Genomic DNA, 16,494 nt, shown 5'->3' with positions numbered 1-16,494 from the left:
GTGGAGGTGGCGGGAATCGAACCCGCGTCCGACGGCAGTGAGACAGGGCTTCTCCGGGCGCAGTCTGCTGCGATTTTCTCGGCCCCAGCGATCACGCAGACAAGTCGCTGACAGGCTCAGTCACGGTAGGAGTCCCCGCAGCCCCCGTGACGCGGACTGCGAGCAGTGGCCCTCTAGATGACGCCAGACACTGAGTCGAGAGCTAGCTCAGGCTGACGGACTTCGAGGCTCGCTCAGGCGGCGAGGGCGAAGTCGGTGCGCTTGGAATCGGCACCTATGGGTTTGCATGGAGCGTTGACGAGATGACCATGCATCCTCGGCCCGCTTCTCCTGAATCGACAACCATCGTCGAAACCGATCACCCCCCTGTTCAGTTGTCAAGCACTCCGTCCGGGTGCCGCAGCGTCCGGGGGAGCAGGTCAATCATACGTGCCAACCAGGTGCCCGTCGCCCTTATTCCGCACCCGGCACGCGCGAGCGTCTGTGCAGGTCGGGGTCTCAGTGGCGCGCCTTAGCGGTGTACAGGCGGCTGTCTGCCGCTGCGAACCACTCCTCGTACGTCTCGCCCTGCCACGTCGCCACCCCGGCCGACCAGTCGCACAGGTCGCGACGCAGCCGTGCGAGCACGACCTCGGCCTCGCCGCGGTCGGTGCGCGGCATGACGATGACGAACTCGTCACCCCCGAACCGGCCCAGCACGTCGTCGGGGCGCATGGACGCACGCCAGGACCGTGCGAGGCCCGCGAGCACCGTGTCACCGGCGGCGTGGCCGTACTGGTCGTTGATGTCCTTGAACCGGTCCAGGTCCAGCATCACGAGGGTCAGCGGGTGGCCTGAGCGCACCGCGCGCGCCATCTCCATCTGGGCCGCGAGGTCGAACGCCCGACGGGACAGCGCCCCGGTCAGGGGGTCGATCATGGCCTCCACCCGCAGGCTCAGCATCCTGCTGTTGAGGACGAGCCCGATGCCGGCGGTGGTGGCCATGATGAAGAACCAGGTCTGCGGTGCGGACGAGGCGCCCGCCGCGGCCAGGGCGAGCCCCAGCGACGTCGCGGTCGCCACGAGGTGCCGCAGCAGCGCCCGGCGCTCGTGGAACACCGCGCTGTACAGGGCGGGCCAGATGAACGACATCGCCGTCAGCACCAGACCGTCGGGGGTGGTGGCCGACGCCACGCACACCCCGATCAGGACGATGGCCAGCACCAGGACCCCGTGCAGGTGGGCGCGTCGCACGTGGTCGCGGAACACGTGCAGCGCCCCGGCCAGGCACAGTGCGACGGCGGTCAGTACCGCACCCAGGCCGCGGGGGGCCGTGGGGGAGTAGGGGATGCCCACGGTCACGGCGAGGACGAGCCCGACGATCAGGCACGCGATGGCGAGGACTCGCACCTCATCGGTGCTCCCACCCCTGGTGACACGGACGCCCATGCTCGCTCCTCGCCCAGGGGACATAGTGCTCTCTACATCGGCACGTCCAGGACGGGGATGAGCAAGATCTACCAGGAGCCGCCGCCACCACCGCCGACCCCACCGCCGGAGAACCCGCCCCCGCTGAAGCTGCCACCGGAACCGCCCGTGGACGGCGCCGCGACAGCCGTGTCCAGCGTCGAGGTGAACGACGACAGCTCCGTGCCCAGGTTCGAGGCACCGGCCCAGAAGCCCGCGCCCCACGCGCCCACGTACCAGGTGGGCTCGGGCAGGGGGCGGCCCTGCGCGGCGAGGTCGGTGAACACCTTCGACCACCGCTCGGTCAGCCCGAACGCGACCGCGAACGGCAGGTAGCGGCTGAACACGTCCTCGCCCTCCTCGAACCGCAGCTGGTCGGCCTCGGCGGTCTCCAGGTACCGGCGGAACCCCGTGGTCTGGGTCAGGATGGCCGTTCCCTTGGCGGTGCGGGCCGGGGCCATGGGCACCACGAACATCATGACCACGCCGGGCACGGCCGCCGCCAGCCCCACCAGGCCCCACGACGTCAGGATCGGCAGGAGGATCGCCGCTGCCAGCCCGACCACCAGGACACCGGTGGCCCGGCTGAGCCAGCTCGCGCGCGCGAGCTTCGGGTTGCCGCGGAACCAGCCCTGGCGGGTGACCTCCTCGTACAGCTCGTCCTGGACCTTCGTCATCGACGTGTGGAACGTGGTGCGCAGCTCCGACAGCAACGTCGGCTCCGCCTCCGGGAACAGGCCCATCAGCAGGGTGCGCTCGTGCGGCAAGAGGGTCGTGACGTCACGGGGCAACGGGACCAGGCGCCACTCACGCCGCCCGTTCTTGACCTCGTTGACGTCCTCGATGCGCAGGTACCCGCGCACCGCGAGGTCGATGATGGTCGCGGTGACGTCGTGGGGGTCGGCCCTCTGGTCGATGAGGGTGCCCAGCTCGCCGGCCCGCAGGCCCTCCGGCGGGGTGAACCGGACCGCCACCGGTGCCTTGACCTTCGGTCCGACGGGGGCGTCGTGCCCAGGTGGCGGTGTCAGGCCGGGTGTCAGGCCGATGTACTGCTCGTCGGTGCCCTCGCGGCGGATGGTGCGCACCACCAGCCAGGTCCCGCCGATGGCGAGGAGTGCGGCGAGCGGGACGGTGACCGGGGTGACGGCGAACGAGTCCGACAGGCGCTGACGCTCCACCAGGATCGGGTCGGCGGTGGGGAACGTCCCCCGGGGGTAGGCGGCGCCCACGGTGAACGCCTCACCGGGGTGGACCACCGACTGGGCGAAGCTGGCCGCGTCGGGGCTGGCGGCTGAGTCCTCGCACGGCGTCGCCTCGCCGCGCCCCACCCAGCACTCGGCGTCCTGGGGCGGGTACGGCGCCTGCACCGTGACGGTCACGTCCCGGACGGTCAGGTCCCAGTTGGAGAGCACGTTGAGGTACAGCTCGTCACGGTCCTCGCCCAGGTGCCGGCCGGTGTTCACCCAGCCGTCGACGGTGAACCGCACCTGGTAGGTGTGCTTGCCGGTGAGCTCCCGACGGTCCGGGTCCCCGATGCGGATGGCGGTGATGCCGCCCTCGTCCTCCACGTGGACGGGTGTGGGCGCGGTGGGGCTGGTGGCGGTCACGTCGCTGAACAGGTAGAGGCGGTCGTAGTTCTCGTCGACCTCCTGCCGTGAGACGAATGTCAGGTACGGCCCGCGGTTCGGTTCGGTCCCGAAGTCCATGACCAAGGTCAAGGAGACGTCGGCCCGGCCGTCGTGCTGCAGGTCCACGACCATGTCGTAGCGGGCGACGTGGTCGTCGTCCGGGTTCGCGGCCGCGGGGGAGGCGGCGCCGAGCCCGAGCAGGGCGCCGATCAGTGCGCTGAGGGCGAGGGCCGTGGGCAGGCGCCTCAACGGTTCTTCCGCAGGCTCATCGCGGCCTGCGCCTCGCGCAGCTCCTGCCGTTCACGCAGGGCGTGCCGCTTGTCGTACTCCTTCTTGCCCCGGGCGAGGGCGATCTCGACCTTGGCGCGACCGTCGACGAAGTACAGGGCAAGCGGCACGATGGTGCGCCCCTTGGCCTGCGACTCCATGGCCAGCTCGTCGATCTGCCGACGGTGCAGGAGGAGCTTGCGCTTGCGACGCGGGGCGTGGTTGGTCCACGTGCCCTCGGTGTACTCGGGGATGTGCACCCCTTCGAGCCACGCCTCACCGCGGTCGATGCTGGCGAAGCCGTCGACCAAGGACGCCCTGCCGGCGCGCAGGGCCTTCACCTCGGTGCCGGTCAGCACCAGACCGGCCTCGAACGTGTCGTCGATGTGGTAGTCGTGGCGTGCCTTCTTGTTGGACGCCACGAGCTTGCGTCCGGTCTCCTTGGCCATACCCCCAGGTTAGGGGACCGACCGTGCCCGAGTCGTGAGGTTTACCGGGGCCTACCCGTGACCGCTCAGGGCAAGTAGTTCATCGGGTTGCGGGTCTGCCCGTCGATGTACACCTCGAAGTGCAGGTGGCAGGCCGTGGACGTCCCGGTGGTGCCGGAGTACCCGATGACCTGACCGGTCCTCACCCGGTCACCGGCCCGCACCGCGAAGCGCGACAGGTGGCTGTAGCTCGACATCAGCGACGAGCCGTTGTGGCGGCCGTGGTTGACCATCACCTGGTTGCCGAACCCACCGCGGTAGTACGCCCACTCCACGGTGCCGTCCCCGGCGGAGATGATCGGGGTGCCGCAGTACGCCCGGAAGTCCGTGCCCGCGTGCAGGCGCCGGTACCCGTACACCGGGTGGATGCGGTAGCCGTAGTGGGACGTGACGACCGGGGGGTTCATCGGGCTGGGGAACGCCAGGGGAGAGCCGCTCGAGGAGGACCCTCCGCTGGACCCGCCGCTGCTGGACGAGCCGCCCGAGGACCCACCGCTGGAGCCGCCCGAGCTGCGGGAGGCCTCCTGGCGGCGTCGCTCGGCCTCCTCCTGGCGCTTGCGCTCGGCCTCGAGCTCCCGCTGCCGCTGCTGCTCCTCACGCCGGATGATCTCCTGGAGGTCGGCGGCGATCGACGCCTGCTCGGACTCCAGCCGCGCCTGCTGGGCGAGCTGGTCGGCGCGCTGGGACTCGATCTGCGCCAGCCGCACCTCCTGCTGCCCCAGCAGCTCGTCCAGCTCGATGCGTCGGGCCTCGGCCTGGGCGCGGGCCTCCTCGGCCTCGACGACCTTCGCGTCGGCCTCGGCCTTCAGCTCGACGATCTGCTCGCGCACCGCGGTCAACCGGGCCTGCCGGTTGCGGTTGACCCCGTTGATCTGCTCCAGGTCGCGCAGCGCCTGGGTCTGGGTCCGCAGGGCCGTGGACGCCATCGCGGACTGCTCGACGAACTCGTCGGTGTCCTGGGCGCCGAGCACCGCCGACAGCGACGAGGCCGTCATGTCGCCCTTGTACGCCTCACGAGCCATCTGCCCGATGGCCGAGCGGATCAGGCCGGCCCGCTCGGAGTCGGTGTCGATCTGCCCGGTGATCGTCGACTCCTCGGCCTCGGCGACGTCGAGGCGCTCGGCGATCAGCTGGGCCTCACGCTGCAGCTGGACGAGCTGGTCCTGGGCCGCGGCGAGCTCGGCCTCGGCGGCCGGGATGCGTCCCTGGATCGCTTCGAGCTCGACCTGGGCCTGGAGCAGCTCCCGGCTGGTGTCCTCCAGGTGCTCCTCGAGCTCTTCCAGGGCGCGCTCGGTGCGCTGCTGGTTCTGCTCGGTGCGGGATCGCTCGTCCCGGAGGTTGTCGGCGGTCGCGGGCAGGCCGGGCACGGCCAGCCCCGTCGCCAGGACGGCAGCGGCCAGCACCCCGGCCAGGGCGATGCGTGGGCGTCGGCTGCTCATGGTCCTCACACCTTCGTGTATCGGCTCAATGTCACCACAGATGAGATCGTCGCGAGCAAGATCGCGATTCCCACCAGTGCCGGGGCGAGCAACCAGACCTCGTCGGTGCCCACGTACGGGATGAACTGGATGGACTGCGCCAACCAGTCCTCGACCAGGTAGTGCACCCCGAACCACAGCCCGGCCACGGACAGCGCAGCACCGATGGTCGCCGCGATCGCGCCCTCGAGCATGAACGGCAGCTGGATGAACAGGTTCGACGCCCCCACGAGTCTCATGATGCCTGTCTCACGGCGCCTGCTCATCGCCGAGAGTCGGATCGTCGTCGTGATCAGCAGCACCGCGGCGAGCAGCATGACCCCGGCGATCCCTGCGGCGACCAGGCTCAGGCGGTTCATGACCAGGATCAACGGCTCGACGACCGCGCGCGGGTCACGCACGTCCTCCACGCCCTGACGGCCGGTGAACATGTCGGCCACGACCTGGTACTGGGCGGGGTCCACCAGCGAGACGCGGAACGAGGCCTGCATCTGGTCGGCCGTCAGGCCCTGGGCCCACCACTCGTCGGCGAACCGTTCCTGGAACGCCGCGAACGCGTCCTCCTGGCTCTCGTAGAACGCCTCGGCCACGTAGGGGTCCAGCGCCTCGGAGTTGAGCTCGTCCCACAGCGCCGTGGTCTGCTCCTCGGTGGTCTCGCCGGCGGCGCAGGTGGCGGCGTCGGACTCCTCGGGGCACAGGTAGATGGTGACCTCGACGCGGTCGTACCAGTCGTCCTTCATCGCGTCGATCTGCAGCTGGAGCAGGCCTGCCGCGCCGACGAACGTCAGCGACACGAACGTCACCAGGATCACCGAGACGGCCATCGACAGGTTGCGGCGCAGGCCGATCCCGATCTCGGACAGGATGAACTGGAGTCTCATCAGCGCCCCGATCCGTAGACGCCACGCGACTGGTCGCGGACCATCTGGCCCATCTCCAGCTCCACGACCCGCTTGCGCATCTGGTCGACGATCTCGTCGTCGTGGGTGGCCATGACCACCGTGGTTCCCGTCCTGTTGATGCGGTCCAGCAGTCGCATGATCCCCACCGAGGTCGTGGGGTCGAGGTTCCCGGTGGGTTCGTCCGCCAGCAGGATCGACGGGCGGTTGACGAACGCGCGGGCGATCGCCACACGCTGCTGCTCACCGCCGGACAGCTCGTGGGGCAGGCGCTTCTCCTTGCCGCCCAGCCCCACCAGCTCCAGGGTGTCGGGGACGGTGGTGAGGATGTGGTGCCGGGGCCTGCCGATGACCTGCAGGGCGAACGCCACGTTCTCGAACACGGTCTTGTTGGGCAGCAGCCTGAAGTCCTGGAACACCGCGCCCATCTGCCGGCGCAGGTGCGGGACCTTCCACGTGGACAGCGTCGACAGGTTGCGACCGGCCACGAACACGCGCCCTCCGGTGGGGCGCTCCTCACGCAGCACCAACCGCAGGAAGGTCGACTTGCCCGACCCGGACGCGCCCACGAGGAACACGAACTCCCCGCGCTCGACCTCCAGGTCGATGGCGTCCAGCGCCGGGCGTGCGCCACGGGCGTAGACCTTGGTGACGTTCTCGAATCGGATCACAGGTTGGGCCAGTCTGAGGGGGGCGTGGACACGGCGCGGGTCGCGGCCTGACAGCGGTCGCGGCTCGCGCCGGGACGAGCGTAGGCAGGTGCACGGTGTGGATCGGGCATGACACGCCGCCCCCGGCCGCCGGACCCGTGGCGAATCCGGACAAGCAGTCACAGACCATGACAGTCGGTGCCACTCGGGGTGCGGGGACACGCTCCGGCGTGCACCGTGGATGTCGGGAGAAGGTGCGGTGCCCGCACCACGTGGCGAGAACCGGGAGGGTCATGGCGCCGACCACGGGTCAGGAGCGACGACCGGGTGCCGGCGGGTCCGGCGTCGCGGTCGGTGGGGCCGCCTGGTTCATGCTGTACCTGCTGGTGGCGGTCACCCCGCTGATGATCGCGGTGCTCGCCGACCCGCCACCCGGGCGTGACCTGTGGACCGAGATCTCGGTAGGCCTGGGCTTCGTGGGGCTGTCGATGCTGGGCCTGCAGTTCGCCGTCGTGAGCCGGTTCTCGGCGGTGAACGCCCCGTTCGGGTTGGACGCGGTGCTGCAGTACCACCGCGAGATCTCGTACGTGGCGATGGCGTTCGTGCTGGCCCACCCCGTGATCATCTTCGTGCGCCGGCCCGAGATGCTCGAGGTCCTGAACGTGGTGGAGGCCGACTGGCAGGCACGGTTCGGGGTCCTGTCCGTGGCGGCGCTGCTCGCCCTGGTCGCCACGTCGGTGTGGCGGCGCCCGCTGCGGCTGCGGTACGAGGTCTGGCGTGTGCTGCACGGCATCCTGGCCACGGTCGTGGTGATCGCGGCGCTGCTGCACATCGAGCAGGTCGGCTACTACGTCGACGGCCCCTGGAAGCGCACCCTGTGGGCGGTCATGTCCCTGGCGTTCGTCGCACTGCTCGCCAACGTGTACCTGATCCAGCCGCTGCGGATCCGGCGGCGGCCGTGGCGGGTCACCTCGGTCACGCCCGCCAACGGGTCGGCGTGGACGGTCGAGCTCAGCCCCGTGGGTCACGACGGGATCCGGTTCGTGCCCGGGCAGTTCGCCTGGCTGACGTTCGGGCGCAGCCCGTTCGCGGTGCGGGAGCACCCCTTCTCGATCGCCTCGTCGGCGGAGGAACCGGGATCGGTGCAGTTCGCGATCTCGGAGGCGGGGGACTTCACGTCCCGGATCGGGGAGCTCGAGCCGGGCACCCGCGCGTACCTGGACGGCCCGTACGGGGTCTTCAGCTACGAGCGGCAGGAGGGCCCCCGGTTCGTGTTCGTCGCCGGCGGCATCGGCATCGCGCCGGTCCTGAGCATGCTGCGCACCCTCGCCGACCGCGGCGACTCACGGCCCTGCCTGCTGCTGCTGGGCAACCCGTCCCTGGAGGCCGCCCCGTACCGGCAGGAGGTGGAGGAGCTGGGTGACCGCCTCGACCTCACCGTCGTCCACGTCCTGGACGACCCGCCGCAGGGGTGGGAGGGCGAGACGGGCTTCATCGACGGTGACGTGCTGGACCGTCACCTGGGTGAGGGGTTCGAGAGGGCCCGGTACTTCCTGTGCGGGCCCGTGCCCATGACCGACGCCGTGCAGGCCGCCCTGGCCGAGCGGGGCGTCCCGACCGACCACGTCAACCTCGAGCTGTTCGAGCTCGTCTGAGGAGGTGGCTGCTGTGCGTCATCAGCTCGTCCGGACCGCGGTGTGGATCAAGGCCGGCCTGCTGCTCGCCGCTGTGGTGGTGTTCGCCCTGCTCGCGATCCAGAACTGACCCCGGGCCCGTCAGGCCTGGGCGTCCTGACCCCGGCGCCACCGGATGCCCGCCTCGATGAACCCGTCGATGTCGCCGTCGAACACCGAGGAGGGGTTCCCGACCTCGTGCTCGGTGCGCAGGTCCTTGACCATCTGGTACGGCTGCAGGACGTAGGAGCGCATCTGGTCGCCCCAGCTGGCCTTGATGTCCCCGGCGAGCTCCTTCTGGGTCGCCTTCTCCTCCGCCTGCCGCAGCACGAGCAGCCGGGACTGCAGGACGCGCATGGCGGCCGCACGGTTCTGGATCTGGCTCTTCTCGTTCTGCATCGACACCACGGTCCCGGTGGGGATGTGGGTCAGGCGCACCGCGGAGTCGGTGGTGTTGACGGACTGCCCACCGGGCCCGGAGGAGCGGAACACGTCCACCTTGATCTCGTTCTCGGGGATGTCGATGTGGTCGGTCTGCTCGATCAGGGGCACCACCTCGACCGCGGCGAACGACGTCTGGCGCCGTCCCTGGTTGTCGAACGGCGAGATCCGCACCAGGCGGTGGGTGCCGGCCTCGACGGACAGGGTCCCGTAGGCGTAGGGCGACTTGACCTCGAAGGTGGCCGACTTCAGCCCGGCCTCCTCGGCGTAGGACGTGTCGAGCACGGCGGTGGGGTAGCCGTGTCGCTCGGCCCAGCGCAGGTACATCCGCAGGAGCATCTCGGCGAAGTCCGCCGCGTCCACGCCGCCGGCACCGGCCCGGATGGTGACGACGGCCTCGCGTGCGTCGTACTCGCCGCTCAGGAGGGTGCGCACCTCGAGCGCGCCGAGGTCCCTGCGCAGGGTCGCGAGCTCCTTCTCGGCGTCCTCGAGGGTCTCGGCGTCGTTCTCCTCACGGGCCATCTCGACCAGGGTGTCGAGGTCGTCGATGCGCTGCTCGAACCCCTCGATGCGGTCCAGGTCGCTCTGGGCGTGGGACAACGCCGAGGTGACCTTCTGCGCCGCGTCCGCGTCGTCCCACAGGTCAGGGGCGGACGCCTGGTCCGAGAGCTCGGCGATGCGTTCACGCAGCGCGTCGGGGTCGGTGACGGCCCTGATCGTCCCCAGGGTGGTGCGCAGGGCGGTGAGCTCGGCGGAGAAGTCGGTTGCTGCCACGACCGACCAGGCTACCTTCTTCGTTCGGGGGACCGCGGCGGCTATGGTTCGTTCGGTTGCCTGAGGAAGTCTGCGCTCGAGTCGATGACGAACGAGAGGGCCACGCCCATGACGCACGTGCCTGGAACGACGCTCCCGGCCTTCCACACCCTGCACGACGGCTGGGCCCTGGAGGCCCTCGACGGCCCGGTCCCTGAGCGGTTGCGCGGGAAGACGGTGCCCGCCCAGGTCCCTGGGAGCGCTCACACCGATCTGCTGGCGGCAGGGTTGATCCCCGACCCGTACGTGGACCGGAACGAGGAGGAGCTGGTCTGGGCCCACCGCACCACCTGGCGCTACGCGACCGACCTCCACGTCGAGCCCCCCGCCGACGACGAGCGGGTCGACCTCGTCATGCGCGGGCTGGACACGGTGGCGACCGTCGCCATCGACGGCCACGAGGTGCTGCGGACGGTGAACCAGCACCGCAGCCACCGCGTGGACGTCCGCGACCGGCTCGCGTCCGGGGCGGCGCGCCTGGAGGTGACGTTCGCCTCGGCCCTGGAGCACGCCGAGGCCGTGGAGCGCGAGCTGGGGCGGCGCGAGCACGTCTACCCGCACCCGTTCAACATGGTGCGCAAGATGGCCTGCAGCTTCGGCTGGGACTGGGGACCGGACCTGCAGACCGCGGGGATGTGGCGCCCCGTCGGCCTGGAGCGGTGGCGCGTCGCACGCCTGGCGCAGGTGCGCCCCTTGGTGACCGTGGAGCCCGGGCAGCACGGCGTGGCGGGCACGGTCACGGTGCACGTGGACGTCGAGCGCTCGGGTCTGCCCGCACCTTCGGGCGACACCGACGAGGTGCCGTTGCGGCTGGACGTCCGGGTCCAGGGACCGGTCGGTGAGCCCGGCGGTCGGCCGGCCTCGGCGACCGTGGAGCTGGCGCCGGGTGCGACGTCGGCGACCGTGGCGGTGGTGGTCCCGGACGTGGCGCTGTGGTGGCCGCGGGGCTACGGGGCCCAGCCCCGCTACGACCTGACCGTGGAGCTCGCGACCGTCGACGGTCACGACGTCCTGGCCCGTGTCGAGCGGCGAATCGGGTTCCGCAGCGTGCACGTGGACACCGAGCCCGACGAGCACGGGACACCGTTCACGGTGCACGTCAACGGCCGCCCGGTGTTCGTCAAGGGCGCCAACTGGATCCCGGACGACCACTTCCTGACCCGGGTGGATCGCGACCGCTACGCCCGCCGCATCGACCAGGCGGCCGCGGCGAACCTCAACCTGCTGCGGATCTGGGGCGGGGGCATCTACGAGGACGAGGACTTCTACGACCTGTGCGACGAGCGCGGCATGCTCGTCTGGCAGGACTTCCTGTTCGCGTGCGCCTCCTACCCCGAGGAGGAGCCGCTGCGCGGAGAGGTCGAGGCCGAGGCGAGGGAGAACGTCGTCCGGCTCATGAGCCACCCGTCGCTGGTGGTGTGGAACGGGGCGAACGAGAACATCTGGGGGTTCGTGGACTGGGGCTGGCCCCTGCAGCTGCAGGGCCGCACCTGGGGCCTGGGCTACTACACCGAGCTGCTGCCGCGGGTGGTCGCCGAGCTCGACCCGACCCGCCCCTACAGCGACAACAGCCCGTTCAGCCCGCACGTGCCGTACACCGAGCGGCACCCGAACGACCCCGACCACGGGACCCACCACCAGTGGGAGTGCTGGAACCGCCAGGACTACGCCCACTACCGGGACGACGTGCCCCGCTTCTGCTCGGAGTTCGGCTGGCAGGGTCCGGCGACCTGGGCCACGTTGACCCGAGCGGTGCCGCCGGACGCGCTGCACAAGGAGTCGCCGGCGTTCCTGCTGCACCAGAAGGCCGAGGACGGCAACGGCAAGCTCGATCGCGGCCTGGGGCCCCACCTGCCGGTGCCCGAGGACTTCGAGGACTGGCACTGGGCCACCCAGCTCAACCAGGCGCGCGCGGTGCGGCACGCCCTCGAGCACTACCGGTCGTGGTGGCCCCGCACGGCAGGAGTCGTGGTGTGGCAGCTGAACGACTGCTGGCCGGTGACGTCGTGGGCGGCGGTCGACGGTGACGAGCGGCTCAAGCCGCTCTGGTACGCGTTGCGGTCGGCGTACGCCGAACGGGTCCTGACCGTCCAGCCCCGCGGCGGCCGGTTGTGCGTGGTGGCCGTGAACGACACGGACCAGGTGTGGTCGGGGGCCCTGGTGGCCGGTCGGACGTCGCTGGATGGCGTGGACCTCGCGCGGGCGTCGCTGGGGCTCGACGTCCCCGCGCGGGAGGTGCAGGTCCTGCCCCTGCCCGCCGACGTCGCCGTGGCCGGCGACCCGAACCGGGAGATCCTGGTCGTGCAGCCCGAGGAGGGCCTGTACCGCGCTAGCGACGAAGAACCGGTCCGCGCGGTGCACCTCTGGGTCGAGGACAAGGACCTGACCTACCACGGTGCGCCGTTCACCACCGATGTCCAGCAGGTGGATGGCGGCTACCGCGTCGTGATCCGCGCGCGAGCCTTCCTGCGAGACGCCACCGTCCTCGCGGACAAGGTGGCCGATGATGCCCGGGTGGACCGGCAGCTGGTCACGCTCCTCGCAGGCGAGGAGGCGGTGGTGACGGTGCGCACCGACGCGCATCTGGACCCGCAGGACCTGGTGTCGCCACGGGTCCTGAGGAGTGTGAACGGCCTGGTCGCAGGGGGCGCCGGCGGGTGACCGCCGGCGGGCGCAGGGGGAGGTCGGCAGGTCGGCGATGGGGCCGAGGAGGGGGTGAGGCCGCGCGAGGGAGCGAGGCCTGCGGGACGCCGGTGGAGGCGACCGGGCGCGGATGACTGTCCACGTCGTGGTCGCGCGACCACCGCTGTGATCAGCGCTTTCGTCAGGGAATGTCCTTCGTAACCAACTCGTGACCACGCCTGCTTCCGTCTGGATGTGACGCGGGCTACATTGTGGGAACGCTCCAACGTGGGAGCGCACCCACAGCCACCAAAGGGGATATGGCATGAAGTGGACTCGAAGCCGACCGGCGAGCCTCCTCGCGGTCGGGGCAGCATCCGCCCTCCTGCTGACGGCATGCGGAGGCGACGGAGACCCGGAGCCGGGCGCCAACGGCGGCGGCGGCAACGACAACGGGGGTGACGGCGAGGTCACCCTGAGCATCGCCTTCTGGGGCGACTTCGGCCTCGGCCCTCTGGTCGAGCAGTACGAGGCCGAGAACGAGGGTGTGACGATCCGCCTCAACGAGGGGGAGTTCAACGCCCAGCACGAGAGCCTGCAGCAGAACCTGATCGCGGGCAGCGGCGCCCCCGACATCGCGGCGATCGACGGCGACTACATCGTGCAGTTCCGTGAGCAGGGCGACCAGTTCGTCAACCTGCTCGACATGGGCGCCGGCGACTACGAGGGCGAGTACCTCGAGTGGAAGTGGCAGCAGTCGATGACCGGTGACGGGGCCCAGATCGGCCTCGGTACCGACGTCGGCGGCCTGGCCATGTGCTACCGGCACGACCTCTTCGAGGAGGCCGGGCTGCCCAGCGACCGCGACGAGGTCTCGGCGCTGTGGCCCACCTGGGAGGACTTCATCGAGGTCGGCCAGGAGTACGTCGAGGCGACCGGTGACCGGTTCATCGACAACGCCACCAACGTGTTCAACCCGATCATGGGTCAGCAGCCGGTGGGCTACTTCACCGAGAACGAGGAGCTCGCCATGGACGGCGGGCCCCGGGTCGCGTTCGACCTCACCACCCAGATGATCGACGCGGGCATCTCCGCCGGCATCCCGGCCTGGTCGGACGAGTGGAACGCGGGCTTCGCCAACGGCGACTTCGCCGTGCTGGCCTGCCCCGCCTGGATGACCGGGCACATCCGCAACATGGCACCGGACACCGCCGGCCAGTGGGACATCGCCGACATCCCCGGCGGTGGCGGCAACTGGGGCGGGTCGTGGCTGACGATCCCGGCCCAGGGTGACAACACCCAGGCGGCGTACGACTTCGTCGAGTGGCTCATCCAGCCCGAGCAGCAGATCGCCATCTTCAACAACGTCGGCAACCTGCCCTCGCAGCCGGCGCTGTACGAGGACCCGGCGATCCAGGAGCACACGGACGAGTTCTTCAACAACGCCCCCACGGGTCAGATCTTCTCGGCCACGGCACTCGGCCTGGAGCCGCAGTACATCGGCCGTAACGCGGGCCCGGTCCGCGTCGAGGTCGAGAACGTCCTGAACGACATCCAGGGCGGCAACGTCTCGGCCGAGGAGGGCTGGGAGCGCGCGGTGTCCGACGCCGAGCGCGCCGCGATGGACTGATCGGCTCGCCCGTCCCTGACGGGGAGCACGAGGGTGGGGTGCGCCGGCTCGGCGCACCCCACCCCGCCCGGCGCTCGAGGCGCCACCCACATCTCTCTCCACCCGGTGCACCGGCGCACCGGACGCCCCAGGAGGTTCCATGTCCACCGCCAGCGGGAGGGCCGCGACGGATGTCGCGACCGCACCCCCCGGTGAGAGCCCCGGCAGCCCAGCCCCGCGAAAGACGCCCACCTGGAGCGAACGCTGGGGCCGGTTCGACCACAAGGTGGTCCCGTACCTGCTCATCTCGCCGTTCTTCATCCTGTTCGCCGTCTTCGGGCTGTTCCCCCTCGCCTTCAACGGCGTGGTCGCGTTCCGTCGCTGGAGCCTGAGGAACCCGGCCGCCGACGGCTGGGCCGGCTTCGACCAGTTCACCCGCCTGATCGGTGACGACCGCTTCTGGAACGCGCTGGGCAACACGTTCGGGATCTTCTTCCTCTCGACCGTCCCGCAGCTGTTCATGGCGCTGATCATCGCGTCGTTGCTGAACCGGCGGCTGCGCGCGCAGAGCTTCTTCCGGGTCGGCATCCTGCTGCCCTACGTCACCCCGATCGTCGCCTCGACGCTGGTGTTCTCCCAGGTGTTCGGACGGGACTACGGCTTGGCGAACTGGGTCCTCGGGTTCCTGGGGGTCACCACGGAGCTCGGTGGCGGCATCATCATCGACGGTGTCGACTGGAGAGCGACCAAGCTCACGTCGTGGATCGCCATCGCGCTGATGGTGAACTGGAAGTGGATCGGGTACAACGCCCTGCTCTACCTCGCCGCGATGCAGTCGATCCCCAAGGACGTCTACGAGGCCGCCGCCCTGGACGGTGCGGGGGCCTGGACCCAGCTGTGGAAGATCACCGTCCCGATGATCCGTCCCATGGTCCTGTTCACCGTGGTGATCTCGACGATCAACGGTCTGCAGCTGTTCACCGAACCGATGCTCTTCGACACGAACCCCCAGAGCGCGTCCGGCGGCACCCGAGGACAGTTCCAGACGGTCGGGGTCCTGATCTACCAGACGGGATGGAAGAACGGGAACCTCGGCTACGCCGCAGCGATGTCGTGGGCCCTGTTCCTGATCATCGTGGTCCTCGCGTCCTTCAACGCGTTCCTGGCCAACAAGCTCGGCGGAGGTAAGCGATGAGCACCAGCGGCACCGCTGTCACCGGTGACGCCCCCACGACGGGCATGGCCGGGGCGACACCCACCAAGGAGATCCGTCCCACCGACGGCAGCCCGCGGCGCAAGGCGGCGCTGCTGGGGCGTTCACCTCAGGACACCTCCGCGGGGTTCTGGAACTACCTTCTGCTGATCACCGCGATCCTCGGCTCGGCGTTCCCGCTCTACTGGATGTTCGTCGTGGCGACCGGCACCGACGCCACGCTGGCGCGGATCCCTCCGCAGGTCGTCCCGGGGGACAACTTCCTGCACAACGTCGGGGTCGTGCTCGGCAACGTCTCGGAGCAGGGGCGCTCGTACGCCAACGCCCAGTTCGCGAGCTCGATGGTCAACAGCGTCATCGTCACGACCCTGGTCACGGCGGGCATGCTGTTCTTCTGCTCGCTCGCCGGTTTCGCGTTCGCGAAGCTCAAGTTCAAGGGCCGCGACAAGCTGATGGTCATCGTGATCCTGACGCTCACGATCCCCAACCAGCTCGGTGTGGTCGCGCTGTACATCATCATCTCCCAGTTCGGCTGGGAGGGGCAGCTCGTCTCGGTGATCGTGCCGGGGCTGGTCACGGCGTTCGGTGTGTTCTACATGCGCCAGTTCATCCAGGACTCGGTCCCGGACGAGCTCATCGAGTCCGCACGGGTGGACGGGGCCTCGACGTTCCGCGTCTACTGGAACCTGGTGCTTCCGATCGTGCGCCCCGCACTGGGCGTGCTCGGTCTGCTGACCGCGGTCGGCACCTGGAACGAGTTCCAGTGGGCGCTCATCGCTCTTGGCGGTACCGACAACAAGACGATCGGTGTGGCACTGAGCGACCTCGCGTCGGGCAACTACGTCCGGTACCGCATCGTTCTCGCTGGCTCGTTCCTGGCCACCCTGCCGCTGATCCTGCTGCTGTTCGTCGCGGGCAAGCAGATCGTGCGCGGCATCATGGAGGGTGCCGTCAAGGCCTGACCTCCCGCAGTTCCCGACCCCGTCTCCCGGTGAGCACCGCACCAGGAGGCGGGGTCGGTCGTATGCGGCTCGAGTGCCGGTCGCGTCAGGCCTGAGTTCGGTCATTCGCTTAGTGCCTGAGATTTCTGGTCGTGAGGGCGTCGATGATGGCTTGTCGGTCGGCGTCGATCTGCGGCGGGATGGTCTGGGTGGCGCCGTTGGCCGTGATGGTCGCCGAGCGCAGCGGCCTGAGTTGGCGGATGACGTTGCGGATCGCGAGTCCAGAGCGTCGCTGGACCTCGCGGGAAACGGCCAGGGCGGTGAAC

Annotated in this window: 12 protein-coding genes, 1 other RNA gene and 1 pseudogene; 5 read left to right on the top strand and 9 right to left on the bottom strand. The window is 70.0% G+C overall.

Annotated features, from left to right (window positions below):
* The 7 genes from ssrA to ftsE form a co-directional block, all read right to left on the bottom strand.
* Positions 1-366: a transfer-messenger RNA gene (ssrA, locus tag N869_RS16915) on the bottom strand; the annotation flags it as partial.
* A gap of 132 nt (positions 367-498) precedes the next feature.
* Entirely contained in the window at positions 499-1,428 is a 930-nt protein-coding gene (locus tag N869_RS16475) for a GGDEF domain-containing protein (protein WP_052105185.1), read from the bottom strand.
* A 68-nt stretch (positions 1,429-1,496) separates the two neighbouring features.
* Positions 1,497-3,323, bottom strand: coding sequence for a DUF2207 domain-containing protein (locus tag N869_RS06980; protein WP_052105184.1), 1,827 nt, complete (start codon positions 3,321-3,323; stop codon positions 1,497-1,499).
* On the bottom strand, positions 3,320-3,790 hold the full coding sequence (gene smpB, locus N869_RS06975) for an SsrA-binding protein SmpB (RefSeq protein WP_035059605.1): 471 nt from the start codon (positions 3,788-3,790) through the stop codon (positions 3,320-3,322). The genes N869_RS06980 and smpB overlap by 4 nt, the downstream gene beginning before the upstream one ends.
* Positions 3,791-3,855: 65 nt before the next feature.
* Positions 3,856-5,268 carry a M23 family metallopeptidase gene (locus N869_RS18745; RefSeq protein WP_035059603.1) on the bottom strand — a complete coding sequence of 471 codons (1,413 nt, stop codon included), beginning with the start codon at positions 5,266-5,268 and terminating at the stop codon, positions 3,856-3,858.
* Positions 5,269-5,273: 5 nt separating this feature from the next.
* Positions 5,274-6,188: a permease-like cell division protein FtsX gene (gene ftsX / locus N869_RS06965; RefSeq protein WP_035059601.1), complete on the bottom strand. Its 915-nt coding sequence runs from the start codon at positions 6,186-6,188 to the stop codon at positions 5,274-5,276.
* Entirely contained in the window at positions 6,188-6,877 is a 690-nt protein-coding gene (gene ftsE / locus N869_RS06960; RefSeq protein WP_035059599.1) for a cell division ATP-binding protein FtsE, read from the bottom strand. The genes ftsX and ftsE overlap by 1 nt, the downstream gene beginning before the upstream one ends.
* A 272-nt stretch (positions 6,878-7,149) precedes the next feature.
* Here ftsE and N869_RS06955 point away from each other — a divergent pair, with 272 nt between their 5' ends.
* Positions 7,150-8,511: a ferredoxin reductase family protein gene (locus tag N869_RS06955; RefSeq protein ID WP_052105183.1), complete on the top strand. Its 1,362-nt coding sequence runs from the start codon at positions 7,150-7,152 to the stop codon at positions 8,509-8,511.
* Between the two features lie 120 nt (positions 8,512-8,631).
* Here N869_RS06955 and prfB read toward each other — a convergent pair whose 3' ends face one another.
* Positions 8,632-9,744: a peptide chain release factor 2 gene (prfB, locus tag N869_RS06950; RefSeq protein ID WP_035059597.1), complete on the bottom strand. Its 1,113-nt coding sequence runs from the start codon at positions 9,742-9,744 to the stop codon at positions 8,632-8,634.
* A gap of 84 nt (positions 9,745-9,828) precedes the next feature.
* Between prfB and N869_RS06945 the strand changes: the two genes are divergently transcribed.
* The 4 genes from N869_RS06945 (at position 9,829) to N869_RS06930 (ending at position 16,189) form a co-directional block, all read left to right on the top strand.
* Positions 9,829-12,444, top strand: a complete 2,616-nt coding sequence (locus N869_RS06945; protein ID WP_232229644.1) for a glycoside hydrolase family 2 protein — start codon at positions 9,829-9,831, stop codon at positions 12,442-12,444.
* Positions 12,445-12,730: 286 nt separating this feature from the next.
* Positions 12,731-14,035 (top strand): ABC transporter substrate-binding protein, encoded by a 1,305-nt coding sequence (locus N869_RS06940; protein ID WP_035059595.1) that lies wholly within the window; start codon positions 12,731-12,733, stop codon positions 14,033-14,035.
* Between the two features lie 139 nt (positions 14,036-14,174).
* A complete protein-coding gene (locus tag N869_RS06935; protein WP_084136581.1) occupies positions 14,175-15,209 on the top strand; it encodes a carbohydrate ABC transporter permease in 1,035 nt (344 codons plus the stop codon).
* Complete coding sequence (locus N869_RS06930) at positions 15,206-16,189, top strand: carbohydrate ABC transporter permease (RefSeq protein ID WP_198025990.1); 984 nt, start codon at positions 15,206-15,208, stop codon at positions 16,187-16,189. Before N869_RS06935 ends, N869_RS06930 begins: the two co-directional genes overlap by 4 nt.
* 109 nt (positions 16,190-16,298) lie before the next feature.
* Here N869_RS06930 and N869_RS17695 read toward each other — a convergent pair.
* A pseudogene (locus N869_RS17695) lies at positions 16,299-16,494 on the bottom strand (IS1634 family transposase); the annotation flags it as partial.

The sequence above is a fragment of the Cellulomonas bogoriensis 69B4 = DSM 16987 genome, from assembly GCF_000767165.1.
Taxonomy (GTDB): domain Bacteria; phylum Actinomycetota; class Actinomycetes; order Actinomycetales; family Cellulomonadaceae; genus Actinotalea; species Actinotalea bogoriensis.
Note: the sequence above shows the minus strand (reverse complement) of the source record. Positions and strands in the feature narration are given on the sequence as shown.